Raw genomic sequence first — 24,897 nt, 5'->3', positions numbered from 1 at the left:
TTCCAAACGCCGCCTTTCACATTGCGCTTCGCACACCGCCAGCTGCGCACACCGCTCGCCGCACAAAACACGCGCCGCGGCTGTCAACCCTCCATGTCATACTCGCAAATGTCCAACACCCGGGCGCCCCAAAAGGGGCTGAGATCAGGATGAACGTCCTGAGCACCGGCCGAACCTGTCACGTCAATGCGTGCGAAGGAAGTGAGTGGCTTCTTATGCCTATTCAGCAGTTCCCCACATCTCAATTCGGTTCCGATTCCGTCAACCCTGCCGACCCCGCCGTCCCCGCGTCTCCGGACGTCGCCCGCGCGATGGCCGCGTTCGAGGCAGCGAAATCCGTGGCGACCGCCGCCGACGGCACACCTGATGCCAACGCCGCCTCCGCGCATGAATGCACCTGCGGCGCGAACGGCGTCGACCCCGCCGACGCGAAGCGCTTCGCCAAGCAGCACAAGGTCGACGACCAGGCCCGCGGCAGCTCCCGTCGCGACGCCGTGCAGAAGCGCATCACACGCCCCGTGCATTTCGAGAACGCCTCCGGCTCCTACGACCTCGAGATCCCCTTCACCGAAATCAAGCTCAGCGACACGCCGAGCTTCACACTCGCCAGCGGTCGCACGGTGCCGTCGAAGCCGAACGCCCCGTTCTACGATTACAACACCGAGGGCCCGCAGACCGACCCGAAGGACGGCCTGCCCGCCATCCGCCTGCAGTGGATCGCCGACCGCGGCGACACCGAGGCCTACGAGGGCCGCGCCCGCGACCTCGCCGACGACGGCCGTCGCGCCGAGCAGCGCGGCGAGGCATCGAAGGAATGGCGCGGCGCCAAGCGCGCCCCGTTACGCGCCGCCACCGATCCGCAGACCGGCGAGACCAAACACCCCGTCACGCAGATGTGGTATGCGCGCCACGGAATCGTGACGCCGGAAATGCGCTACGCCGCCGCACGCGAGGACTGCGACGTCGAGCTCGTGCGCTCCGAACTGGCAGCCGGCCGCGCCGTCATGCCGCTGAACATCAACCATCCCGAGGCCGAGCCGATGATCATCGGCGAGCGCTTCCTCACGAAGCTCAACGCGAACATGGGCAACTCCGCCGTCACCAGCTCCATCGACGAAGAGGTGGCGAAGCTGCGCTGGGCCACGAAATGGGGCGCCGACACGGTGATGGACCTCTCGACCGGCAACGACATCCACACCACACGCGAGTGGATCCTGCGCAACTCCCCCGTCCCGATCGGCACCGTGCCGATGTACCAGGCGCTCGAGAAGGTGCAGGAGGACCCGTCCAAGCTCAGCTGGGAGCTGTTCCGCGACACCGTCATCGAGCAGTGCGAGCAGGGCGTGGACTACATGACGATCCACGCGGGCGTGCTTCTGCGCTACGTGCCGCTGACCGCGAACCGCGTGACGGGCATCGTGTCCCGCGGCGGCTCGATCATGGCGCAGTGGTGCCTCACGCATCACCGCGAGAGCTTCCTGTATACGCATTTCGACGAGCTGTGCGAGATTTTCCAGAAATACGATGTCTGCTTCTCGCTCGGCGACGGACTGCGCCCCGGCTCCCTGGCCGACGCGAACGACCGCGCGCAGTACGCGGAGCTCATGACGCTGGCCGAGCTCACGCAGCGCGCGTGGGACCACGATGTGCAGGTCATGATCGAAGGCCCGGGCCACGTGCCCTTCGACACCGTGCGCATGAACATCGAGATCGAGAAGGCGCTGTGCAAGGGCGCGCCGTTCTACACGCTCGGCCCGCTCACCACCGACGCCGCGCCCGGCTACGACCACATCACGTCCGCCATCGGCGCCACGGAAATCGCGCGCTACGGCACGGCCATGCTGTGCTACGTCACGCCGAAGGAGCACCTGGGCCTGCCGAACAAGGACGATGTCAAGACCGGCGTCATCACGTACAAGATCGCCGCGCATGCCGCGGACATCGCCAAGCACCATCCGGGTGCGCGCCGCCGCGACGACGAGATGAGCCGCGCGCGCTTCGAATTCCGCTGGGACGACCAGTTCAACCTCTCGTACGATCCGGACACCGCGCTGGCCTACCACGACGACACTCTGCCGGCAGGCGCCGCGAAAACGGCGCATTTCTGCTCGATGTGCGGGCCGAAGTTCTGCTCGATGGCGATTTCGCAGAACATCCGCAGCGAGTTCGGCGGCGCCACGGAGCAGCGCCGGCTCGCCGACGAGGTGCTCGGCGAGAACGCGGCGGGCGCCGGCGTCGGCGGCATGACGTGGGATGGAGCTGGCGCTGGGCTCGGCGCTGGCGCGGGCACGGGCGGCGTCCAGCGCGGCGTTTTCCGCAAGGTCGCGTCCCCGAAATCGTCACGATAGTCCCGCTCTCCGTGCGAACATCGTGAACATCGTGCACACTGCGCGCGGCCGCATAACCGCGGCCGCACAACGGAAAACACAACAGAAAACACAGACGTGCGACGCGAGCCCTGCCCGGCGTCGCGTCGCATAGACCTGCCGGCGGTTCCCTTCTTCCGCCGCGCGGATCTTATGGCCTGCGGGACTGCCTTCCCGCAGGCCTTTTCCATACCCGCGGCATCGCGGCACCGACAACCAATCTCCCAACCGAGGCGCTGCCCACCAACCGCCCAGCCAACCTCCAAACCACCGCATCACCCCACTTTTGCGGCCAACTCACCGCAAAACTACCCCATTACCGCAACCACCAACCGCCCGCCATACGCAAAACGCCCACTTTTGCGGCCACATGACCGCAAAAGTGGGCGGATATCGCAATCGTCGGAGCCAGCCTCGGGCCAACCCTAGGCCAAAGCCCCAGCCAGCCCCAGCCGACCTCAGCCTTTACGCGGAGGGAACGGCGGCCGGATTCTGACCGGAGGCCAGCGCGGCGAGGAAGTCGCGGTTGGACGCGGTCTTCTTCATGCGCGGAACGATGGCGTTGTACGCCTGCTCCACCTCCATGCCGCCGAGCGCACGGCGCAGGCGGTAGATGATCATGAGCTCCTTGGGATCGGTGATGAGCTCCTCGCGGCGCGTGCCGGACGCATTGATGTCGATGGCCGGGAACATGCGCTTCTCGGCGAGCTCGCGCGACAGGCGCAGCTCCATATTGCCGGTGCCCTTGAATTCCTCGAAGATCACCTCGTCCATCTTGGAGCCGGTTTCCACCAGCGCCGACGCGATGATCGTCAGCGAGCCACCGTTCTCGATGTTGCGCGCCGCGCCGAAGAACTTCTTCGGCGGGTACAGCGCCTGCGCGTCCACGCCGCCCGACAGGATGCGGCCGGAGGCGGGCGCCGCGATGTTGTAGGCGCGCGCGAGGCGGGTCATGGAGTCGAGGAGCACAACCACGTCCTGCCCCAGCTCCACGAGGCGCTTGGCGCGCTCGATGGCGAGCTCGGCCACGATGGTGTGGTCGCTGGCCGGACGGTCGAAGGTGGAGGAGATGATCTCGCCCTGCACCGTGCGCTGCATATCGGTGACTTCCTCGGGTCGCTCGTCCACGAGCACGACCATGAGATGCACCTCGGGGTTGTTCGTGGTGATGGCGTTGGCGATCTGCTGCAGCGTGATGGTCTTGCCGGCCTTCGGCGGAGACACGATAAGTCCGCGCTGGCCCTTGCCGATCGGCGCGCACAGGTCGATCATGCGGCCGACGAGGCGGTTCGGCGTGGTCTCCATCCTGAGGCGCTCCTGCGGATACAGCGGCGTGAGCTTGCTGAACTGCGGGCGCTGCGCCGCCTCCTCCACGCTCATGCCGTTGATGGTCTCGAGGGACTGCAGCGGCACGAACTTCTGGTGCGCGTTGCGGTTGTTGCGATTGTTGCCGCCGTCGTTGTTATTGTTGGCGCGCGTGTAGCCGCGCACCGCGTCACCCTTGCGCAGACCGTACTTGCGCACCTGGCTCATCGACACATACACGTCGTTCGGGCCCGGCAGGTAGCCGGAGGTGCGGATGAACGCGTAGGAGTCGAGCACGTCCACGATGCCCGCGACGGCGACGAGGTTGTCCTGACGCTCGTCGGCGCGCATGCGGCGGTCGTCGCGGTTCTGGCGGTCGAAGCGGTCGGACCTGTCGGCGTAGCGGTCGCGGCCCTGGCGGCCCTGGCGGTCCATGCGGTTGTCACGATTCGCTCGCTCGTCGCGGTCGTCGCGCATGCGGCCCTGGCGCATGCCGCGGCGGTCGCGGTTGTCGCGCATGGCACGGTCCTGTCGGGCGTCACGGGTGTCACGATCGCCACGCTGGGCACGGCGCTGGTCGCCGCCCTGCGGGCCGGGCACCGGCTGCTCGCCGGAACGGCTCGGCAGGCTCGCGAGGATGTTGTCGAGCTCGCTGGCTGCGCTGACGCGACGGCGGTTCTCGCCGCGGTTCTCCGCGTTGCGATGGCGGCGACGCGGCAGATCGAGGTCAAGGTCGAGCTGACCGGTCTGGAGGGAGGCGCCACGGTCGCGCGTCTCGGTGTGCGCGTTCTTGGAATCGTCATGCGTGGGGCGGCCTGCGTCGCGGGTCACGCGGCGCGCGCCTGCAAAGCGGGGCACACGCACCTCGCCGGCGCTGTCGTCGCGCGTGGCCTCGGAGGTCTGGGCGCTGTCCTCACGCGTGCGGTTCCTGGGCTCGGGAAGATCGAGAAGCGGCAGGCTCTTCCTCATCCCTCCCTGAGCGGAGCTCCCGTAACTGGGTGATTCGTCCAAAGCCTGTGCCGCCATCGCCTGGGTTGCGACGGAGACCGCGCTGGCCTGCGAGTCGCCCTGCTCCTGCGCAGAGGCCACAAGCGAGACCAAGTCGGATTTCCTCAGCGCGGTAAAGCCCTTCAGGCCCATATCCTTGGCCTTTTCACGGAGCTCCGCGACCGTCATTGTTGAAAGATTCTGGCTATCTGCCACTTCCGATGTACCTTTCGCTGCTCCCGGCCATGCGAATATCGTCATTGCGATGCCGGAATTTCCATAAGATACCGAGGCAGAAACCATTCCGCCTCTTGTGCCAGGAGCCGAGTGCTGTGCTACGAACGCCCGAAGACCATGTCAATCAGATAAATGGATGTGAATGAAGCTTCCTCGAAGCGCTTCCTAACTCCTGAGCTGTCAGACACAATAATAACAGCCGGCGACCAATGCAAGCTGCACGCCACGCGGATGAGCGCCGGAGACGGGAAAGATGCACGATATACGGCGTGTCCACGATGCGCGCGCCCTCCGGAAGCCGCGCCTTATGCGAATGTCTTATGCGAATGTCGCCGCGCAGGCATGACAAAGGGCCCCGGATTCCTCCGGGGCCCTGATGCCTCAGCATGCGATGGCGTCATCGTATGCATGACGGCACGGCATATCGTATGCCGTCACGACAAGCCGCCATGGCATGCCGCGACGCGCGCCTTAGCGGCGATGCGCGCGGTAGAACTTGATGAGGCCCTGCGTGGACTGATCCTGCGCAGCGAGCGCGTCGTCATCCTGGGAGATGGCCGGCGTGATCTGCTTGGCGAGGACCTTGCCGAGCTCGACGCCCCACTGATCGTAGGAGTCGAGGCCCCACACGGTGCCCTCGACGAGGGTGATGTGCTCGTACAGGGCGATGAGCTCGCCGAGCGCGAACGGGGTCAGGTCGTCGCCGAGGATGGACGTGGTCGGGCGGTTGCCGGTGAACACGCGGGCCGGGACGACGTCCTCGCGGGTCTCGCCGTCGGCGCGCACCTCGTCGGCGGTCTTGCCGAAGGCGAGAGCCTTGGTCTGGGCGAGGAAGTTGCCCAGGAACAGCTCGTGCACGTCCTGGTCGCCGTCCTTCGTCGGGTTCTTCGTGTTCACGAAGGCGATGAAGTCGGCCGGGATGAGGCGGGTGCCCTGGTGGATCAGCTGGTAGAAGGCGTGCTGGCCGTTGGTGCCCGGCTCGCCCCAGAAGATCTCGCCGGTCTCGGTGGTGACGGGGGTGCCGTCCCAGCGCACGGACTTGCCGTTGGACTCCATCGTGAGCTGCTGCAGGTAGGCCGGGAAGCGGTGCAGGTACTGGTTGTACGGCAGCACGGCGTGGCTGGCGGCCTTGAAGAAGTTCACGTACCACACGTTCATGAGACCCATGAGCGCGACCACGTTCTTCTCGAACGGCGTGGTGGCGAAGTACTCGTCGATGGCGTGGAAGCCGCGCAGAAAGTCCTCGAAGCGCTCCGGGCCGAGCACGACGGCCAGGGAGGTGCCGACGGCGGAGTCGACGGAGTAACGGCCGCCGACCCAGTTCCAGAAGCCGAAGGCGTTGGTCGGGTCGATGCCGAAGGCCTCGACCTTGTCAAGGGCGGTGGAGACGGCCACGAAGTGCTTCTTCACGGCGTCCTTCTTGGACTCCTCGGAGCCGTCGATGGCGCCCTGGGCCTTGAGGGTGTCGAGCAGCCAGGTGCGGGCGCAGCGGGCGTTCGTCAGGGTCTCGAGGGTGGTGAAGGTCTTCGACACGATGATGAACAGCGTGGTCTCCGGGTCGAGGTCCTTGGTCTTCTCGGCCAGGTCGGTCGGGTCGATGTTGGAGACGTAGCGGGCGGAGATGCCGGCGTCGGCGTAGGCCTTGAGGGCCTCGTACGCCATGTTCGGGCCGAGGTCGGAGCCGCCGATGCCGATGTTCACGACGGTCTTGATGGTCTTGCCCGTGACGCCCTTCCACTCGCCGGAGCGGACCTTGTTGGCGAAGGCGTAGATGCGGTCGAGGGTCTCGTGCACGTCCTTGACGGTGTCCTGGCCATCGACGATGTACTTGCCCTCATCCTCCACCGGACGACGCAGCGCGGTGTGGAGCACGGCGCGGTCCTCGGTGTTGTTGATGTGCACGCCCGTGTACTGCTGCTTGATGCGCTCGTCGAGCTTGATGTCCTTGGCGAGGTCGGCGAACAGCTGCAGGGTCTCCGGCTTGATCAGGTTCTTCGAGAGGTCGAAGTAGAGGTCGCCCGCCTGGAAGCTGAGCTTCTCGGCGCGCTGCGGATCCTCGGCGAACCACTTGCGGAGGCTGATGCCCTCGGACTGGAGCTCGTCGTAGTGCTTCTGCAGGGCGGCCCACGCCGGGGTCTGCGTTGCGTCGATAGGAGGATTGATGGCCATTATGCTGGTCCTTTCCTTATGGTCACTGAGGGCTTGTGGGCCCTAAACGTTCCTCTCAATAATGTACTCACGCAAAGGACAGAACAGGCCCCTGGCGCGGGCGCGTGGAATGGGTTGCGCCAGAGGAGGGAATCGTGGAATCGTTCGGAGCGCCGCCCGCATGTCAGAGGATATCGTCGCGGCCGATCTCCTGCAGCTTCGCCACCATCGCCTTGACCTCCTGGCTGCGCGCACGGGGCGCGACGAGCAGCGCGTCGGGCGTGTCGACCACCACCATGTCGTTGACGCCGAGCAGCGCGATGGTGCGGCCCGCCTCCGTCACGATGACGTCGCCGGCGGAGTCCAGCTGGACGAGGTTGTCGGGGTCGCCGAGAAGCTTGATGTTCTGCGCGTTGTGGCTTGGCAGCAGCGCCGCGAGGGAGTTGAAGTCGCCGATGTCGTCCCAGCCGAAGCCGCCGGGGACCATCGCGACGCCGCCTTCCGCGGCGAGCGGCTCGGCGATGGAGTAGTCGAAGGCGATTTTCTCGATGGCGGGCCATACGGAGGCCATCGTCTCTGCGCGGCGCGGCGTGTCCCAGGCATCGGCGATCTGCGCGATCTGCTGCGCCATCTGCGGCTTGTACTGTGCGAGGCGGTCGAGCAGCGTGCGGGCGCGCATGACGAACATGCCGGCGTTCCAGTGGTAGTCGCCGGTGATGAGATAGGCCTGCGCCGTGGCGGCGTCGGGCTTCTCGACGAATTCGCGCACCGTGAAGGCGTCGGGCGCGTCGGGGACGGACGATGCGAGCGAGTCGCCCTTGCGGATGTAGCCGAAGGCCGTGGACGGACGCGACGCCGCGATGCCGATTGTGCACACGTAGCCGGCGCGGGCGGCGGCGACGGCCTCGCGCACGGATTTCGCGAAGGCGGCCTGGTCGCGGATCACGTGGTCCGCGGCGAAGGAGCCGACCACGATGTCGTCGCCGTGGCGACGCGCGAGAATCGCCGTGGCCAGGGCGATCGCGGCCGTGGAATCGCGGCCGACGGGCTCGGCGAACACGGCGTCGTCGGCGAGGGCCGGGATCTGCTCGCGCACGGCGTCCACATGCTTCTCCCCCGTGCTCACGACCACGTGCCCCTCGCCCGCCAGCGCCACGAGGCGCAGGTAGGTGGACTGAATCAGCGTGCTGCCCGAGCCAAGGAAATCGTAGAGAAACTTCGGCCTGTTCTTGCGGCTGATCGGCCACAGGCGCGAGCCGACGCCGCCCGCGGGGATTATTGCGTAGAAGTCGTCAATCTTTTCGCCAGTCATGCGCCCATCTTCTCACACCGCGTGCCCCGCCGCGCGCCTCGACATGCGCGGAAGCGAGTTCCGCTGCCTCGGCGCATGCTCTGTGTCGGCCTCCGCCGCGCCCGTCCCGTCCTGTCCTGCCGCGCCGTCTCGCCCGCCGCGCCCCGTCCTGCCCGCCGCCGCTCCGTCCTGCCCGCGCGACACGCGCGAAAATGGGACGATTTTCGCGTCTTTTCAGTGTTTCCCAAGCGACTTTCTATTCTCGATTGGACAAATCGTGAAAAAGCATTATGCTTTGTTAACTGTGCATGGCGCTTCTACGAGCGCGGCATGCCACTTTAGCTCAGTCGGTAGAGCGGCTCACTCGTAATGAGCAGGTCGGCAGTTCGATTCTGCCAAGTGGCTCCCTGAAATCCCGGCCGATTGACCGGGATTTTTTCGTGCACGAGATTTTCAATGCAATGGGGGTTCTTTCAGATCTTTCCATGCGCAGCGCGAGTGGCGGAATCGGTAGACGCGCAGGATTTAGGTTCCTGTGTCTTTTGACGTGAGGGTTCAAGTCCCTTCTCGCGCACTTGTTTATCCGGGGCGGCGGGGCGACTGCGCGCGGCAACACCCGCCCAACGCCAAACCGGTCCGAAACACCGCCGGACGCCACCGCCTCCCGCAACAATGTGATGGGAAACGGACACAAAACAGGGTTTTGGCGGCACAATCGTACGATTTCTGTCCGCAAGCCATCACATTGTTAAAAGGAACCCGGCAAACCACCCAAAGTGGGCGTCCCGACACCCACTTTGCGCCATTCCAGACCCTGAAATCGTCAAAACCACCCCAAAATCGCCCAAAGTGGGTGCCGCAACACCCGCCGAACGCCAAACCAGCGGAAGACCCGACCGGACGCCGCCTTCTTCCGCAACAATGTGATGGGAAACGGACACAAAACGGGCTCCGAACGGCACAATCACACGATTTGCGTCCGCAAGCCATCACATTGTTCCGCAGAGGCCGCGCATCGCGAGACGGACGGCCGCGGAACGTACACTGGAGTCATGAACGACAACCGCACCGCCGCGGGCCACATCCCCACCAACACCCCCGCCTCCACCGAAACCCTCGTCACTCCCACCGGCACCTTCGACATCCCGCGCTTCCACGCGGCGCTCGACGGCCTTTTCGCCAGCCATCGCACGGACGCGGTCGAATCGTTCCTCCTCGACGCGCTCGCGCAAACCGACGACCTCGCCGACGCGCGCGGCCGCCTCGCCGTACTCGCCGAGCTCATCGGATTCTACCGGTCGCGCGGCCGCCACGACGAGAACCTGCCGCTCGTGCAGCAGTCGATCGAACTCGCGCTGTCGCTCGGCCTCGAGGGCACGCCCGAGTTCACCGCCACGCTGATCAACGCGGCGACCGAGCTGCGCGCCGCCGGCCGCTATGAGCAGGCGGAGGACCTGTATCGCCAGGCGCTGGCGGAGGCGGAGTCGACGCTCACGCCCGGCAGTCGCGAGCTCGCGGCGCTGCACAACAACCTCGCGCTGCTCTACCAAGACACCGATCGCCACGCCGAGGCCGTGAAGGAGTTTGCGAAGGCGTTGGCAATCCTGGGGTCGCAGGCCAATGATGGCGCGGACGATAACGCCGCCACTCACTCCCCCGCCGATGTCGACATCGCCTCGACGCATGCGAATCTCGCGCTCAGCCTGCTGTCGCTGGGCCGCCTCGACGAGGCGCTCAAGCACGCAACGACGGCGACGGCGATGTACGCAACGGGGCTGGATTCGGCGCATCGTGCGGCGGCGGAGGCCACCGAGGCGCAGGTCCACTTCATGCGCGGCGAGTTGCCGGAGGCGCAGCGGCATTACACGACGGCGCTCGGCATCATCCGCGAGCGCTACGGCGCCGACAGCGAGTATTACCGCGTGACGCGCGACAATCTGTCCGCCGTGACCGAGGCGATGGGCAAGGCGCCGGACAAGGCGAGCGCCGCGCAAGGCATGGCGCACGATATTCCCGCCGCCACACGCGACGCAACCACCGACGCAACGACCGTACCCGAAGCAAAGCCCGACACAACCCCCGACACCTCCCCCTCCCCCGCACCCGCCACAATCGTCGACACCATCACCGGCCTTGACCTCGCGCGCGCCTACTGGGAGGAATGCGGCAAGCCGATGATCGCCAGCCGCTACGCCGACGTACGCGGCCGCATCGCCGCCGGCCTCGTGGGCCACGGCTCGGAATGCTACGGCTTCGACGATGCCATCAGCCGCGACCACGATTTCGGCCCCGGCTTCTGCATCTGGCTGACCGACGAGGACTACGCATCGTTCGGCGTGCGCTTGCAATCCGATTACGACGCGCTGCCACGCACCTTCCGCGGCTTCGGCCCGCGCCTCGAAACGCCGCGCGCGGGCAAGCGCGTGGGCGTGTTCCGCATCGGCGAGTTCTTCGAATCGGTCACGGGCCTCGCGCAGGCTCCCGACGACCCGCGCATGTGGGTGACGTTTGACGAGCCGACGCTCGCCGCCGCCACGAACGGCCGCGTGTTCGCCGATCCGGTCGGCGCGTTCAGCCATGCGCGCCAGGCGTTCCGCAATATGCCGGACGGCGAGATCCTACGACGCGTCTCGCAGCGCCTAGGCATGGCGGCGCAGGCCGGTCAGGCGAACCTGCCGCGCATGGCGCGCCGCGGCGACGCCCCGGCTGCGCACCTGTGCGTGGCGGAATTCTGCACGGCGGTGACATCGTTGGTCTTCCTGCTGAACAACCCGATGCCCGTGGGTTACATGCCGTATTACAAATGGCAGTTCGCGGCGTTGCGGCGCCTCAGCGAGCGCCCCGGCATGCGCCTGACGGGCGTCTGCGCCGAGCTCGAGGCGCTGACGGCCGCCGACCCGCTGTCCGACCGCGCCGCCACGCTCGTCGATTCGGTGTGCCGGCAGATCGTGCACACGCTGCGCGTCATGGGCCTGACGCGCTCCGACGAAACCTTCCTCGACTGGCATCGCCCCTACGTCGAGGAGCTCATGCGCGCCGCGTTCGGAGGCGGCGGCTTCGAGGGCGGCGCAGGCAACGGCGGCGCGGGAAGCAAGGAGGAAACACGATGACACGATGGGCCAACGGGCATCGCCACGATGAGAAAGACGATGCCTTCGTCAGCGATTTCGGCGGCATCGGCGACGAACCGGATGTTCTGGCACATGACGCTGGCGCGGATTCCGGGAACGCTGCGGATGCAGCGGACATGGCGAAGCGCATATCGTCGAAAGAAAAATCGTCGAAAAGCACAGCGCCGGACGCACCAATGCCCGCCTCGCCAACGCCCGCCGACGCCTCGACACCCGACGACGCCGCGTCACCGCGGCTCGACCCGGACCGTCGCATCGGCATGCCCGGCGGAACGCCGCTGGTCGAGGCAATCGTGCGCGAGGAATGGAAGCAGTTCCAGGATGTGAACAACGAAGGCGGACGCGCGGCGTGCCAAGGCAACTGGCCGGTGTTCCACCAGATGCGCCTGAGCCAGTTCCTCACGTGGCCCGAGGACCTCAAGTCGAGCTATCTCGCGGATCTGCGCGGCGCGGCGGCCGAGGGGCGCAACCTGCTCACCGAGAAATACGCGCGCATGATGGCATCCACCGATCCGGTGTATTACCGCGAGCGCCTCGAGCCGTTCCTGCCCGCGATCGGCGAGGCGCGCACCGCCCAGCAGGAACGCATCATCGCCCGGCAGGTGGCGTGGGCTGCGGATTTCGCAGCACGTTATCCGCGCCTCGGCGCAGGCATGCGCCGCCTGCGCACCAGTGACGACACGCGCGACGCCACGAGTTTCGAAACCTACCTGCGCGGCGAACTCGGCACGTATTCGCAGCACACTCTCGACCTTTACGATGCGATGATCGACGATGACGTGCGCCTCGGCCGCAACCTGACCGAGCTCACGATCTACAACACCGTCCTCCTCGGCGGATTCGCCTCCCTCGACGAAGCCGAGCACGCCCAGCCCGCGGCGTGACTGCGCGCCGGCACCCGCCGAACGCCACCGCCTCCCGCAACAATGTGATGGGAAACGGACACAAAACAGGGTTTTGACGGCACAATCGTACGATTTCTGTCCGCAAGCCATCACATTGTTAAAAGGAACCGGGCCAAACCGCCCAAAGTGGGTGCCACCACACCCGCCGAACGCCATTTCAACCGGAAAATCGTCAAAAACCACCCCAAAACCGCCTTAAACGGGTGCCGCCACACCCGCCGAAACCCATCTCGACCCTCTCCAGACCCCGAACCGGCCCCGCCCCGCCAGTAAAAGGAACCCGCCCCACCCAGCAGAAAGAACCACTTCGTCACAATGTGAAACGCGGCAGCCCCGCTCCGCCACGCGCCGCACCCTCGCGCAGAACCGCCGAAAACCGCGCAAAATCCCGCGAAATCCGCACCGCGCACCGCACGGAACCCGAAAATTTGCAAAAAAGTCGGCAAAAGCCATGTTCAATCCACGAACGGTGGCTTACCATGTTTTCAGCGACCGCACCGCCCGCCGGGGAGTGTCGATGACGACTGGCAAGGCGTCCCGGCGATCGCAACGCGACCCGGATATGCGCATCCGCGCCGCAGCTTAGAAGCAAAGGAGAAAGACATTGTTCACCAACGACTATGTCAAGCGTGTCTATGAGCAGGCCGAGCGCCGCGACGGCGACCAGCCCGAATTCCTCGAGGCCGTGCGTGAGGTCCTCGAAACCCTCCAGCCGGTTGTGGAAGCCCACCCCGAGTACGAAGCCAACGCCGTGCTCGAGCGTTTCATCGAGCCCGAACGCGTGATCAAGTTCCGCGTCGCCTGGGTGGACGACGAGGGCAAGCCACAGGTCAACCGCGGCTATCGCGTGCAGTTCAACAGCGCCATCGGCCCGTACAAGGGCGGCCTGCGCTTCCATCCGTCCGTGAACGAATCCGTCATCAAGTTCCTCGGCTTCGAGCAGATCCTCAAGAACTCGCTGACCACGCTGCCGATCGGCGGCGGCAAGGGCGGCTCCGACTTCGACCCGAAGGGCAAGTCCGACGCCGAGGTCATGCGCTTCTGCCAGGCCTTCATGACCGAGCTGTGCCGCCATATCGGCCCCGACACCGACGTGCCGGCGGGCGACATCGGCGTGGGCGGCCGCGAGATCGGCTACCTCTTCGGCCAGTACAAGCGCATCCGCGACCAGTACTCCGGCGTGCTCACCGGCAAGGGCCTGGAGTTCGGCGGCTCCCTCGCCCGCACCGAGGCCACCGGCTACGGCCTGTGCTATTACACGCAGGAGGCGCTGCAGACCCTGCGCAACGACAGCTTCGCCGGCAAGACCGTCATCATCTCCGGCTCCGGCAACGTGGCCATCTTCGCCACGCAGAAGGCGCAGGAGCTGGGCGCGAAGGTCGTCACGGCCTCCGATTCCAACGGCTATGTCTACGATCCGAACGGCATCAACCTCGACGTGGTCAAGGACATCAAGCTCGGCCACCGCGGCCGCATCAAGGAATACGCCGACCGCGTGCCGGGCTCCGAGTACCACGAGGGCTGCAAGGGCGTGTGGACCGTCAAGGGCGACATCGCCCTGCCGTGCGCCACGCAGAACGAGATCGACGAGGAATCCGCCAAGACGCTCGTCGCCAACGGCGTGACCGTGGTGTGCGAGGGCGCGAACATGCCGTCCACCCCGGAGGCCATCGCGGTCTACAAGGCCAACGGCGTGCTGTACGGCCCGGCGAAGGCCGCGAACGCGGGTGGCGTGGCCACGTCCGCGCTCGAGATGAGCCAGAACTCCGAGCGTCTCTCCTGGACCTTCGAGGAGGTCGACACGAAGCTGCATGACATCATGGTGGGCATCGTGCACAACTCGCTCGACGCGGCCAAGCGCTACGGCCACGAGGGCGACCTGCAGCTGGGCGCCAACGCCGCCGGCTTCGAGAAGGTGGCGAACGCCATGGTGGCGCAGGGCATCCTGTGACGCCGCATCGCGCATAGCGAACGGGGCCGTGCATCCTTCGGTGGGTGCACGGCCCCGTTGTTTTTCCACGATTTTCCCGACGATTTTTCAACGATTGCGCCAGACGATGCCAATTCTCAGCGCCGCACCATCTCAGCGCCGTGGCATGACGCCGCCGTAGCGGCACATCAGTTCGTCCTGCGCCACCTGCTTGTTGAGATCGTCGATGAACGGCTGCATCTCGCTCAGCGTCGCTCCCCATGTTCCGATGCTGATGGCCGTTCCGTCATACCGAATCTCGAGCATCTTGATGAAGGCACTGCAGATGGTGCCTACCGCGAGGAACAGAAGCAGGATTCCCAGCAGGACGAGGCCACCCGCGGAGTCGATGCCCTCGGAGAAGCACAGCACCGCCCCGGCCAGCATCACAAGGCCTAGGATGAACAGCCAGACCCTGAATCGACGCGCGATGCCCACCGAGGAGATGGCGCGAATCGGAACGGAGATGCAGGTCCGGCAGCTTCCATACCTGTAGGTCCGGCACCGTACGAACACGCCGTCGCAGTCCAGACGGATGGAGCGCCCGAGCGAACGGACGAGCTCCAGGCTATGGGGCGTCACATCCATCCGCGGCGCGGTTCCTTGCGCGGTTCCCTGCGTCGTTCCCTGTGCCGCGGGCACGCCGGACGCCGTCGAAGACCCGGAACTGGACGGCGTAAACAAGGCCTGGGGCGAACCGCCCAGCTTGTTATCGATGGAATCGGACAGGTTCCGGAACCTGATGTTCCGCGCCTCGGCACGGTGCCGAACGCGTTCGCGCGAGGCGACCTTCGCCTCTTCCGTCGCCTGGCTCGCCGCGGCGACGTCATTCGGATCGGCAATCGGCGGCAGCTGGAGACCGCATGACGTACAGAACGACGCGCCGTCCAGAATCGGCGCATTACATCTCGGGCACAGTGCCATATACTCCCCTTCCATACAAGTGATGCTTCCATTATGGCATCGTCGAGGGCGTCGGCAGGAATCCCATCCTGCGCTGAACGCACACCCCGCACCCCGCGGCTCCGCTACAGCCAACCGCCGCTACAGCCGCCTCCAGACGGCGGCGTGGTGCACCGGCATCCACCGCGAGCGCCGACGGATCACACCCCACGCCGCAATCATCACGACGCCCGTTCCCAAGCCGGCCGCCCAGGCGATCAGCTTCGTGTCGCGGCGCGCATCCTGCGGGTACGGCGCCGGCTGCGGCATGGACACGCGGTGCCCGGAGACCAGCAGGCGGTGCGTGTTGACGCCGTAGGGCGTGCACGTCATGAGCGTCACGCGGTCTTCGCCGGGGCGCACGCGCAGGTACTTGGTGCCCTCGGTCGGAAGAATCACGGTGATGGCGTCCACCTCGTAGGCCAGGGTCTCGCCCATGACGGAGATGTAGAAATCGTCGCCGACCACGAGCTCGTCGATGCGCGTGAACATCAGCGCATTCACCATGCCGCGATGACCGGTGAGCACGGCATGCGTGTCGGTTCCGCCCACCGGAAGCGACGTGCCGTACAGATGCCCCGATCCGCGTGTCAGGGATTCGGAGCTCGTGCCGTGGTAGATCGGCAGGTTGAGCGAAATCTTGGGAATGACGACGGAGCCCATGACGCCGTCGTTCGAAGCGTTGAGAAGGCTCATGTAGGTGGCGTCCTGCGCGGAGGCGGAGTCGTTGCTCCCGTTGGCGCTGGACTGGCCGGACGCGCTGGAGAAAGGGTCGGCTTCCTCGCCGATATGCGGCTGGCCGCTGGCGGCGAGGGCCGCGTTATAGGCCTGCGCCGCCTCGATGGCCTCCTCGGCCTCGGGGTAGGGCCACGATGACACCGCGTCGTTCGCATCGTCGGCGATCTGCGCCTGGCGCCGCATGTCGATGCCTTGCAGCACGTACGGGTAGCCAATGACGACCAGCCCGACGACGAGGCAGATGACGGCGATGGCGGTGAAGATGCGCGCCTGCCGCTGCGCCGCGCGCGCCCGCTCCTTGCGCGCGACGTAGTCGGGGCCGAAGACCTCGGGAAGGAAGGCGGAGGTTTCCGACGATTCCTTCGCCGACGCGACGGCGGCACGGGAATGGCGCGCGGACGCACCACGGTCTTGCCACGGCAGATGCATCGTCGACCGTCCTTCCTTTTCGCTCCAAGGGTACTCCGGAAACCATAAGACCCTGGAAGCGGCGGGGCCTGGGGCCGCGTCCCTTCCAGGGTCTTATGAGGTGGCATGGGGTCTTTTAGGATTTGCGATCCCACGACCCTACGTCAGACGAATCCGATATCAGACGGCCTGACGTGCCTTGCGGGCGCGCACGGCGAAGAGGGCCGCGGCGCCGATGAGGGCGACGCCCACGATCACGAAGAACGCGATGCCCGCGGCACCGGTCTTCGGCAGCTGCGTGACGGACGTGACGTTGGTCACGTCCACATTGCCGGAATTGTTGTCGGATGCGGTGACGAGGTCGTTGGAATCCTTGCCGTTGGAGATGGTCAGCGCGGTGATTTCGTAGTCACCCCAGCTGGCCTTCTTAGCCGCATCGTTGGCATATGGATTCGTAGAGGAATCCTGCTCGTAGGTCGGGGTGATGGTCACCGGGAAGCTCGGCAGCAGGGCGTTGAGGTATCCGCTCGGGGAGGCGATCTCCTCGATGGTGTACTCGCCGGCCTTGAGGCCGTTTAGGGAAACGGTGCCGTCGGCCCTCGAGTAGAAGATGCCCTTGGCATTGGGCTCTGACTGGTCCGCGGGGGCGGCCGAGGTCTGCGCGGCGGCGGTCGGCTTGGCGGCGAGCTCGGTCCATGCGGTGCCGGACCATGCCAAGTACTTGTCAGCATTGTTCTTGATGACGAACTGGGCGCCGGGGAGCGTATCGCCCTTGCGGTTCTTCTTGGTGATCTGGAACTTGTACGTGTACACGTTCACTTCGCCGCCGGGCTGCACGTGCTCATCGGTCACCTTGTTCGGCTGATGCGAGTAGCCGAGGCTCGTCTTGTTCTTGTTCGGCGTCTGTGCGGTGGCGTCGGAGACCTTTGCCTTGGAGTTGAGCGTGGCCTTGACCGTGACGGTGATGGTGCCGCCGGATGCGACGGTGCCCTGCTTGGCGGAAACCGTGCCCGCGCGCATATTCACGTAGTTCGCAAGATTGATGACTGTTTTGGTACCGCCCTTGTAACTGTCGGTGGAATCAGAATCAGTGCTGGTTTCAACGGTGTAGTCGGTATCCTTCACCAGCTTGGTGGCCGTGGAGGATCCGTCCGGGGTCACGGTCACGGAGTCCACAGAATCAATGGTCAGGCCGGGCTCGGCCTCATCGTAGATCTTAAGCACGCGGGCCTTGGCCTTGGCCTCGGTGTTATCCCCGCCCGTGGTATCGATGTCATAGCCCGTGTAGGACGGGATGGTGGCGGTCAGCTCGTAGTCCACCTCGTCGCCGATGGAGAAGTCCGGGTTGGCATTGGTGGTGTTGCCATTGGTGAGCTGCTTGGTGATGGTCGGGCTCGTGGCCTTGAGGTTGATGGTGCCCACACCGGTGTTGACGGTCGTGGAGGTGTCGGCGGAATCGGTCAGCGTGTAGGTGGTCGACACGATCATCGGGGCGGAGTTCACGGCCGCGCCGGTGATGGCAGAAGTGGTGGCGTTGGCAAGGTTCGTGGTCTCGGTGATGAGGTACAGGCCCTGCGGCACGTTCTTGTTCTCACCGGTGGTCATCGTGTCGTCGGCCGGATACGTGGTGGTGTCGGCTGCAAGCGCCGCCGAAAGTTTGTCGGCGAACTGACGCATGACGGTGTCTTTGCTGCCATCGCCTTTATCGCCGCCCCACGACGAACCCGTCTCGCTCACTGCACCGTAGGTGGCCGCGATATAGCCCAGCGGGTTGTCGATATTAGGGGTCACGCTGGTGTTGTAATACGATGCATCGGCCTTGAAACCTGCCAGCAGCGTGGCGTTCTTCGTGGTGTCCGTGATCTGGCCCATGACATCCTCAATAACCGCCGTGTACTTGCTGTTGGTCTCCACGGTGAAGGACTCCAGCGCCGTGCCGGTCGAATCCGTCTTCACATTCTTCAGAGAGGCGAGCCTGTAGCCATTGAAGCTACGGGTCTGCGTATCGACAGGGTTGATCGTAATCGTGCCGGTATCGGCCGGGTTGGTGATCGTGCTCGTGTCGTAGCCATCGGCATGGGCGGCGGCGAGGCCGAACGTGCCGAGTGCCACAATCATCGCGGCGATGAGCGCCACGACCTTCGTAATGGAGGAGCTTATGGCTTTCATTTTCTCTCCTTGGTCTTCTCTTACTAGGGGAACCAGATTCAATCCTTTCCCCACGGGCGCCCGTTTCCGACGGCCGCCCGTCCTGCCGCCGCCACGTGTCTGTACGGGCGGCGGAAAGTCTGTGTTGCTTTTCAGCTGTGGTTTTCAGTTATGGTTACTGCTTGGCCGCGTTTTCGCGGCTGCGGTTTCGCATCACCGACGGCGGCGTCCGCGCCACGCGCTGCGCCGTGCGAGGGCATACGATGCCACCGACAGCGCCAGCAGGCCCGCGCCGATTGTCAGCACGCGCCGTGGCGTCCACACACCTCCCGTCATAGGCAAAGAGGTGATGGTAGCCTCATTGGTCACCGTGCCGTAGTCGATGGTAAAGTCGGATCCCGCAGTGCTGCCGCCAACCGTCTTCCCGGCAATGGCGGCGCCGACGTAGTGTCCTGAAGGCGCCTTCGTCTCGGTGAGCACATAGTACCCCCACGGAAGCCCTGACACGGAAAACACCGACAACGCGGTCGCGCCCGAGGGCGATGTCACGGACAGCGTTCCCGCGTACCGCGCGCTACACGGGTTGTCGGAATCAGTGCCGACGGCGCACGACATGGCGTAGCTACCCTGTGTGGCCGTTCCTTTCGGCGCGGTGTACGTGATCTTGTAGACGCGCAGCGCCGAGGATGCGGTGGCGAAGCTCGCCTCGTCGGCGTACTGCGTAAGCGTCCATTCGGAACCTTCCAGCGCCGTGCCCGAGCCGTATTCCGTCTTGTTCCACGATGCCGTTGCCGCCTTGCGGTTGTAAATCGGGTAGGTGCCGTTGGATTCCTGCGCGTCAACCTGCCCCTGCACCGCGGAGTCATTGGACAGCGGCGTGACGGTGCCCCATGCGCCGGAGCTCGAGGAGCCCGTGGCGATCACCGCATAATACGGCGCGTCGCCCAGCAGGTATCCGGCCGGGGCCTGGGTCTCGACGAGCAGGTAGTAGGTGTTGAGTTCGAGGGAATCGTATTCGAAGGTCGAGGCGGAGGTGCCGTCGAAGGTCTGCACGGATTCCTTGCAGGCGGTGGTGCTGACGGCGTCCGGCGCGGTCACGTCCGTCCCACAGCTGAACAGCTGCCAGTCGGAACCCTTCAGCGCCTTGTGCGTTCCGTCGGACTGTGCGGTTTCGTCGTACTTGGCCCAGCTCACCCTGCCGTAGGATTTCGAATTCGGGATGCCCAGGTCGGTGTTGCCGTCCACGGTGCTCTTCTTCGATGCCACGCCCGACACGACCATGGTGTAGGAGGCCTCGCTCAGCTCGTAGCCCTTCGGCGCGGCGGTCTCGGTCAGCGTATACGTGCCGGCGGGCAGGCTCGTGACGGTGACGGTGCCGTCATCCTTGCCGTCCGTGTCGGCCAGCACCGAGCCTGTGCCGGCAACGGCGCAGTTGTTGGGCGTATCGTTGGCAGTTCCGCCGTCCGCCACGCACCACGCCGATGCACCGTCCTCGCTCGTGATCTTCCAGGAGGCATCGGGGAGCTTCGTTTTGGTGTTGTCAGCGTCCACCTTGCTGTCAGCGTCCACCTTGCTCCACGTGACGGTGGTTGGAGTGTTCGGGACGCCCGTGCTCGGAATGGTCGAAGCCACCAGTTTGCCGGCGGACAACGTGAAGGTGTAGCAGGTGTCGCCCTTGGAGTCACCTGCCGCATAGCCGCTCGGCGGCGTCGTCTCGCACAGCGTGTAGGAGCCGTCCGGCAGACCGTTGACCGTGAACTGGCTGCCGGCAGCGTCGGTATCGTTCCAGTACGGCGGTGTGGTGACGACCTTCAGGGAGATCATACCCGTTTTCGACTCGCTGTCGGGTCCGGCTGCCGTAGCGTATCCGGTGGCCGTGATGGTGGCGGTGCCGGCGGAGACCGCGGTTACACGGCCGGTCTGGTCCACCGTGGCGACGTCGGGGTTCGAGCTCTCCCATGAGGTGATTGTGACGGCTTTCTCACCGTCGAGCTGCGCGGTGAGCGTCTGTGTGCGGCCGACGATCATCTCGTCGTTGCCGTCCACAATGACCTCGCCGTCGGTTTGGGGACGAACCGTAAGGTTGATCAGCGTCTGCTGGCCGCCTGCCGTCGCGGCGATCGTGGCGGTGCCGGCCTTAAGCGCCGTGACCAGGCCCGTGCCATCGACGGTGGCGACCGTCGTATTGTCGGATGTCCATGTGACTTTCGCCGCACCGGTCGGCGTGATGGTGGCGTTCAGCTGGGATTTGGTTCCCGACTGCATCGTCATCGTTCCGTCTGCCGCCACATTGCTGCCGGTCACGCTCAGCGAGGTGACGGAGCAGGACGGGGCGGTGTGGTTGGTGCCGTCCGCCTCCTGGTCGAACACGTAGGTGTCGTAGCCGGCGGCCAGGTAGTAGTTCTTCGAGTTGTTGGAATCCCAATGCGCGTTGGTCTGCGTAGTGCCCGCCTGATACGGCGTGTCGGTGAAGGTCACGACGAGGGGCAGCGCGTCGGCGTCCGTCACCGTGGCCTTGACCCAGTTGGAGCACGCCGAGTCCATCTTGATGTCGCTGTTGTCGAATACCGCCGAGCCGTTCTTCACGAAGGCGTAGTGGAGGTAGTAGGCGTTCCACGACGGACGGCGCGGCGTGTAGTAGTAGATCGTGATGGGGTTCTTCCACGTCACGACGTTGGAGGAGGCCACCGTTATGTTAAAAGTGTCGGTGTAGCCCTGGTACTGCGCGGTGATCGTGACCTGGCAGCCGGAGGCGGATGTGCAATCGCCCGTTGTCACATTGCCACCGTTTACCGTTGCCACTGTTGCATCACTGGACGTCCATGTCGCCACGGACGGATTGGGCAATGCCACCCCGCCTTGACGCAGCATGAGCTTCTGCTGCTCGTGGGGCTGCATGACGGACGCACCACGAATGCTGATGGAGTCGCCTGACCCGGAAGACGTAGGGGAGCTTGATGACACCACACGCACCTGAATGGTGGCGGTTTTGTCTCCTGCATAGGCGATGACCTGCGCGCTGCCCACAGCATGCCCGGTGACGAGACCCGTGGAGTTAATCGAGGCGACGTCAGGGTCCGTGGAGGCATAGCGGATGGCTGACGTGACGCCGTCCGATGTCACCGTCACCTTGGTTTGATTGGTGTTGCCAGACATCAAGCCAAGAAAGGTTGTGCCCGTCGAAGTCGTGAATGTCAGACCCGTGACCGGGTCAGCAAGGTCATCGACCTCGTATTCGGCGTTCGTACCGGTATTCGTCAATGACCATTTCGACCCGGAAAGCGGCTTGGTGCCGTCGGATGCGACCTTCTTCCACGAGACGGAACTGGGAGCGTCACATATGTTATAGATATTGATGCCGCACGCAGGGTTTCCCTTTGAATCAGTGTCTCCCTGCACCATGTAGACGCCGTTGACGTATTTGTTACTGTCTGCCGCCCATTCGGACGTTGTTTTCACAGTGTAAACGTTGTCGTTGTTTTTATAGCCGTCCGGCGGCGACACCTCCCGCACGTAATAGGTGGCGTTGATGTTCAGGCCGTGCACTTCGAGGCGGCCGTTCGCCGATGCCCAATCATTGCTCGCATCGTCAGTAACATACAGGATGGCGTTCGTATCGTTGTTGGCATCATCTTCTGTAGCGAACACGCCCCATGACGAACCCCCTACGGGGACACCGCTCACATCGCTGCCGTACTTCCACCAGCCGATTGCAGAGCAGCTGCTGCTGCTCATGCCCCACGGAAGGTTGTGACGCTCCTGATCCATGTCGATGACCGACGCGGTGCTCGCGCCATTGGCGTTGCCCGTGGGGTTGTTCATCATGAAGTCGCCGCCCACCCATACGCGGCCATTCGTCGTCGCGTGGTCGTCGAAGAATCCGCTGGGAATGAGGATGGATCCGAGCATGGCGGCTGCCGGATCATCAAGCGATGCGTTGTTGTCGAGGCCGCCTGCAGCCTTCAACCCTTCATATGCTTTGCCGCCGCCAATCGTCACCGATCCTGCGTCACCGAAATTCCACATGATGCTTTCGCCTGCGGTCGCATAGGCATTGCTGATTGACGAATCCACGGCATGCTTCCCAGAGGTCACATAACCATTGGAAATCTCGTCATTGTTCCACCAGAAGCGCCAACCCGTGTTGAAGCTCACGGTATCGGTTTTTCCCAGCGAGCTTCCATCGTCCTTGACAACATTGATGACGACACTCGCATTGGCTGGAATGTTGGAAAACGCAAAATCAAGTCCACGGTATCCGTCGGAATTCAACTGGCTAACGGTGACGTTGAAGACCTGGTTGTTGGAGTGGCCGTCGCCGGCGAAAAACAGCACCTTCTCGTTGTTGATACCCGAATAGGTCTGGGAGCCCACCGTGTAGTTCACGGTATCGTTGGTGAACTTCATGCCGTAGGACTTCGAACTGTCATACTTGTAGCGCGTATATTCGCCGGTGGGCGCCACACCGGTGGTGACGACGCCGGTGGAGGTCAGAGACGAAAGGTTCTCAGACAAGCTGGCGATGGTTTTCTGATAGTTCGCCGCACCTGTGATGCCGCTCTTGTCAAGCCCCGTGGTGCCGCTCCATGTGACGGCATTAGACGCGGTGTTCGTGTATGCCCTCACCGACGGCGTGGCGGGGTCACCCCACACGGTGGATTTATTGCCCGCGATGTAGGCCTTGTAGCCGTATTCCGTGGAGGTGTTCGTCGCCTTGCTCTTGATGCCGACGCCGGCGTTCCATGCCTGCGCGTGGTCGGTGTCGCCACCGCCAAGGGTGGAAATAGCTCCCGGATTGCTGCCTACCTTTCCTCCCACGGCAAGGATGGTGGTGCCGGCAGCGGGAAGGTACTGTGCACCAAACGCCACCATGCCGAGGGTGAAGAAGGATTTGCCATCCGAGCCCGTCTTGATGGGTCGCGCCAGCAGGTCTCCCCTGACCACGGTCTGGCCTTCGGCTTCCACAGCGTACGAACCGTTGATGGCGTCGGCGCTCCACGTGGCTCCGCTCTTGGGGGAGCCAATGTACATGTTGCCGCCCACGTAGGTGGCTATGCCGGTGTCGTCGGCGGTGATGTCGGCGCTACCGTCGCCATAGCTCACGTTCGTGGTGGGGTCGCACAGACCGGCGGTTCCGGTGTCGGCCGCGGTGGCGGTGCGATGGGAGTCGACGGCGCTGGTCAGCGGCAGGCACATGCAGATGGCGAGAAGAAAGCAGACGATGGTCCAAGCGTTGCGGCGGATCGTCGTCGCCGCGTGACGCGGGGCATCGGGCGTGGCAGGGCGTGCGGAATCGGCGCCATGATGCGTCACTCCGGACGGTCGGCCGGTTCCCGACCGAAGCTGGCCCTTCTGTGATGAACCTGGCCTGCGTATCCACGCCATGCCGTGCCCTCGCTCCCTCATGCCGCGGCGATTGCCACGGGTGTTCCTCCTGTGTAGCTGCGATTCATCGGAATGTCGAGGCAGCATGCCGCAGCGGCTTCCTGCGGCAAGTCCTTATGACAAGATGCGCACGACTGTCGCTGACAGACGCACCGACGCGGAACCCTCTTTCCTAGTTCCGAACATTTAAATGCGCATGCCTGCGGCAGCGCCTGTCATACAGCCACGGACATCGCGTCCCATATCCCGAATATCGTCACTTGTAGCAGCTATCTTAACAGTTTTCCTGAAAACGGCAAAGGAATCCGCCCCACCCGTTCCCCTACGCAACAATCGTCTTCACCATCGTGCCGAAACCCGCACCCCACGGAAGCTCGCACCTTTCGCACCACGACTCCCCGACCAATCTGCACCCCGCCCGCCCAACGGTGCCCCTCACTGGCACTGCAGCGACCAGCAAGACCCACCGTTGACGGGAGACAGAGTCACAAGCGCAGGCGCGGCGAGCTGACGCGGACGTCCTCTCTCAATAGGCGCCCCGCATCAAGAACAGTGGGATGGGTTTCGGATCAAAATCCACGATTCCGGGGCCAAAATCGTCGAAAAATGTCAGCAAACCGTACCACTGTTCGCGAATTCATACCACCGTTACGGGCGTTCATCGGGTCATGATCGAGCCTTGCCACGCAAAAGCCCCGGCGGCCTCCTTCGTCCGCCGGGGCATGTCCGTGACCGCGCAATGGCCGCGGACCGTTTCATTATGACAGATACCCGTCACCGGGCAGCGACGATGCCCATCGTGACCGTTCCCGCCGCCGCGGTCTCATGGTTCAGCCTGTGGCGGATCTCGCGCATCGTCGGGCTCAGCTGCGCATCGGTGAGGGCGTCGAGGTTCTCCTGGAGCTCGGCCATCTGCCCGATGGCGTACGTCGCCATG

The 24,897-nt window shown here is 64.7% G+C and carries 11 protein-coding genes, 2 tRNA genes, 1 pseudogene and 1 riboswitch; of the genes and pseudogenes, 6 read left to right on the top strand and 8 right to left on the bottom strand.

Annotated features, from left to right (window positions below):
• Window positions 1-109 precede the first annotated feature (109 nt).
• Window positions 110-218, top strand: a riboswitch (TPP riboswitch).
• 189 nt (window positions 219-407) lie between these two features.
• Window positions 408-2,348, top strand: a pseudogene (thiC, locus tag PSRA_RS03040) (phosphomethylpyrimidine synthase ThiC); the annotation flags it as partial.
• Window positions 2,349-2,831: 483 nt separating this feature from the next.
• Here thiC and rho read toward each other — a convergent pair.
• The 3 genes from rho to PSRA_RS03025 all read right to left on the bottom strand — a co-directional run bounded on the left by rho (window position 2,832) and on the right by PSRA_RS03025 (window position 8,355).
• A complete protein-coding gene (gene rho / locus PSRA_RS03035; RefSeq protein WP_094660426.1) occupies window positions 2,832-4,874 on the bottom strand; it encodes a transcription termination factor Rho in 2,043 nt (680 codons plus the stop codon).
• 492 nt (window positions 4,875-5,366) lie between these two features.
• The gene (gene pgi / locus PSRA_RS03030; RefSeq protein WP_094660425.1) at window positions 5,367-7,064 is read right to left on the bottom strand and encodes a glucose-6-phosphate isomerase; all 1,698 of its coding nucleotides are present in this window, start codon (window positions 7,062-7,064) and stop codon (window positions 5,367-5,369) included.
• 163 nt (window positions 7,065-7,227) lie between these two features.
• Window positions 7,228-8,355 carry a mannose-1-phosphate guanylyltransferase gene (locus PSRA_RS03025; protein WP_094660424.1) on the bottom strand — a complete coding sequence of 376 codons (1,128 nt, stop codon included), beginning with the start codon at window positions 8,353-8,355 and terminating at the stop codon, window positions 7,228-7,230.
• 311 nt (window positions 8,356-8,666) lie between these two features.
• Between PSRA_RS03025 and PSRA_RS03020 the strand changes: the two genes are divergently transcribed.
• The 5 genes from PSRA_RS03020 to gdhA all read left to right on the top strand — a co-directional run bounded on the left by PSRA_RS03020 (window position 8,667) and on the right by gdhA (window position 14,321).
• Window positions 8,667-8,739: transfer RNA gene (locus PSRA_RS03020), tRNA-Thr, on the top strand.
• An 87-nt stretch (window positions 8,740-8,826) separates the two neighbouring features.
• Window positions 8,827-8,908, top strand: a tRNA-Leu gene (locus PSRA_RS03015).
• 478 nt (window positions 8,909-9,386) lie between these two features.
• Window positions 9,387-11,444 carry a DUF4037 domain-containing protein gene (locus PSRA_RS03010; protein WP_094660423.1) on the top strand — a complete coding sequence of 686 codons (2,058 nt, stop codon included), beginning with the start codon at window positions 9,387-9,389 and terminating at the stop codon, window positions 11,442-11,444.
• Window positions 11,445-11,725: 281 nt separating this feature from the next.
• On the top strand, window positions 11,726-12,349 hold the full coding sequence (locus tag PSRA_RS03005) for a DUF4125 family protein (RefSeq protein ID WP_094660477.1): 624 nt from the start codon (window positions 11,726-11,728) through the stop codon (window positions 12,347-12,349).
• Window positions 12,350-12,974: 625 nt separating this feature from the next.
• Complete coding sequence (gene gdhA / locus PSRA_RS03000) at window positions 12,975-14,321, top strand: NADP-specific glutamate dehydrogenase (RefSeq protein WP_094660422.1); 1,347 nt, start codon at window positions 12,975-12,977, stop codon at window positions 14,319-14,321.
• A gap of 132 nt (window positions 14,322-14,453) precedes the next feature.
• Here gdhA and PSRA_RS02995 read toward each other — a convergent pair whose 3' ends face one another.
• The 5 genes from PSRA_RS02995 to PSRA_RS09330 all read right to left on the bottom strand — a co-directional run bounded on the left by PSRA_RS02995 (window position 14,454) and on the right by PSRA_RS09330 (window position 24,896).
• Window positions 14,454-15,278, bottom strand: coding sequence for a zinc ribbon domain-containing protein (locus PSRA_RS02995; RefSeq protein ID WP_143516310.1), 825 nt, complete (start codon window positions 15,276-15,278; stop codon window positions 14,454-14,456).
• Between the two features lie 105 nt (window positions 15,279-15,383).
• A complete protein-coding gene (locus PSRA_RS02990; RefSeq protein WP_094660420.1) occupies window positions 15,384-16,448 on the bottom strand; it encodes a class C sortase in 1,065 nt (354 codons plus the stop codon).
• A gap of 159 nt (window positions 16,449-16,607) precedes the next feature.
• On the bottom strand, window positions 16,608-18,596 hold the full coding sequence (locus PSRA_RS02985) for a SpaA isopeptide-forming pilin-related protein (protein WP_094660419.1): 1,989 nt from the start codon (window positions 18,594-18,596) through the stop codon (window positions 16,608-16,610).
• Between the two features lie 192 nt (window positions 18,597-18,788).
• On the bottom strand, window positions 18,789-23,888 hold the full coding sequence (locus PSRA_RS02980; protein ID WP_158216302.1) for a SpaA isopeptide-forming pilin-related protein: 5,100 nt from the start codon (window positions 23,886-23,888) through the stop codon (window positions 18,789-18,791).
• 846 nt (window positions 23,889-24,734) lie between these two features.
• Window positions 24,735-24,896, bottom strand: coding sequence for a hypothetical protein (locus tag PSRA_RS09330; RefSeq protein ID WP_158216301.1), 162 nt, complete (start codon window positions 24,894-24,896; stop codon window positions 24,735-24,737).
• Window position 24,897 lies beyond the last annotated feature (1 nt).

The organism is Pseudoscardovia radai (genome assembly GCF_002259605.1).
GTDB classification, from domain to species: Bacteria; Actinomycetota; Actinomycetes; order Actinomycetales; family Bifidobacteriaceae; genus Pseudoscardovia; species Pseudoscardovia radai.
The sequence above is the reverse complement of the archived record's forward strand: the minus strand, read 5'-3'. Positions and strand labels throughout refer to the sequence as shown.

Coding starts and splice junctions, on each gene's coding strand:
- pgi (WP_094660425.1), bottom strand. CDS start 7,064: ATGGCCATCAATCCTCCTATCGACGCAACGCAGACCCCGGCGTGGGCC.
- PSRA_RS03025 (WP_094660424.1), bottom strand. CDS start 8,355: ATGACTGGCGAAAAGATTGACGACTTCTACGCAATAATCCCCGCGGGC.
- PSRA_RS03010 (WP_094660423.1), top strand. CDS start 9,387: ATGAACGACAACCGCACCGCCGCGGGCCACATCCCCACCAACACCCCC.
- PSRA_RS03005 (WP_094660477.1), top strand. CDS start 11,726: ATGCCCGGCGGAACGCCGCTGGTCGAGGCAATCGTGCGCGAGGAATGG.
- PSRA_RS02995 (WP_143516310.1), bottom strand. CDS start 15,278: ATGGAAGGGGAGTATATGGCACTGTGCCCGAGATGTAATGCGCCGATT.
- PSRA_RS02990 (WP_094660420.1), bottom strand. CDS start 16,448: ATGCATCTGCCGTGGCAAGACCGTGGTGCGTCCGCGCGCCATTCCCGT.
- PSRA_RS02985 (WP_094660419.1), bottom strand. CDS start 18,596: ATGAAAGCCATAAGCTCCTCCATTACGAAGGTCGTGGCGCTCATCGCC.
- PSRA_RS09330 (WP_158216301.1), bottom strand. CDS start 24,896: ATGGCGACGTACGCCATCGGGCAGATGGCCGAGCTCCAGGAGAACCTC.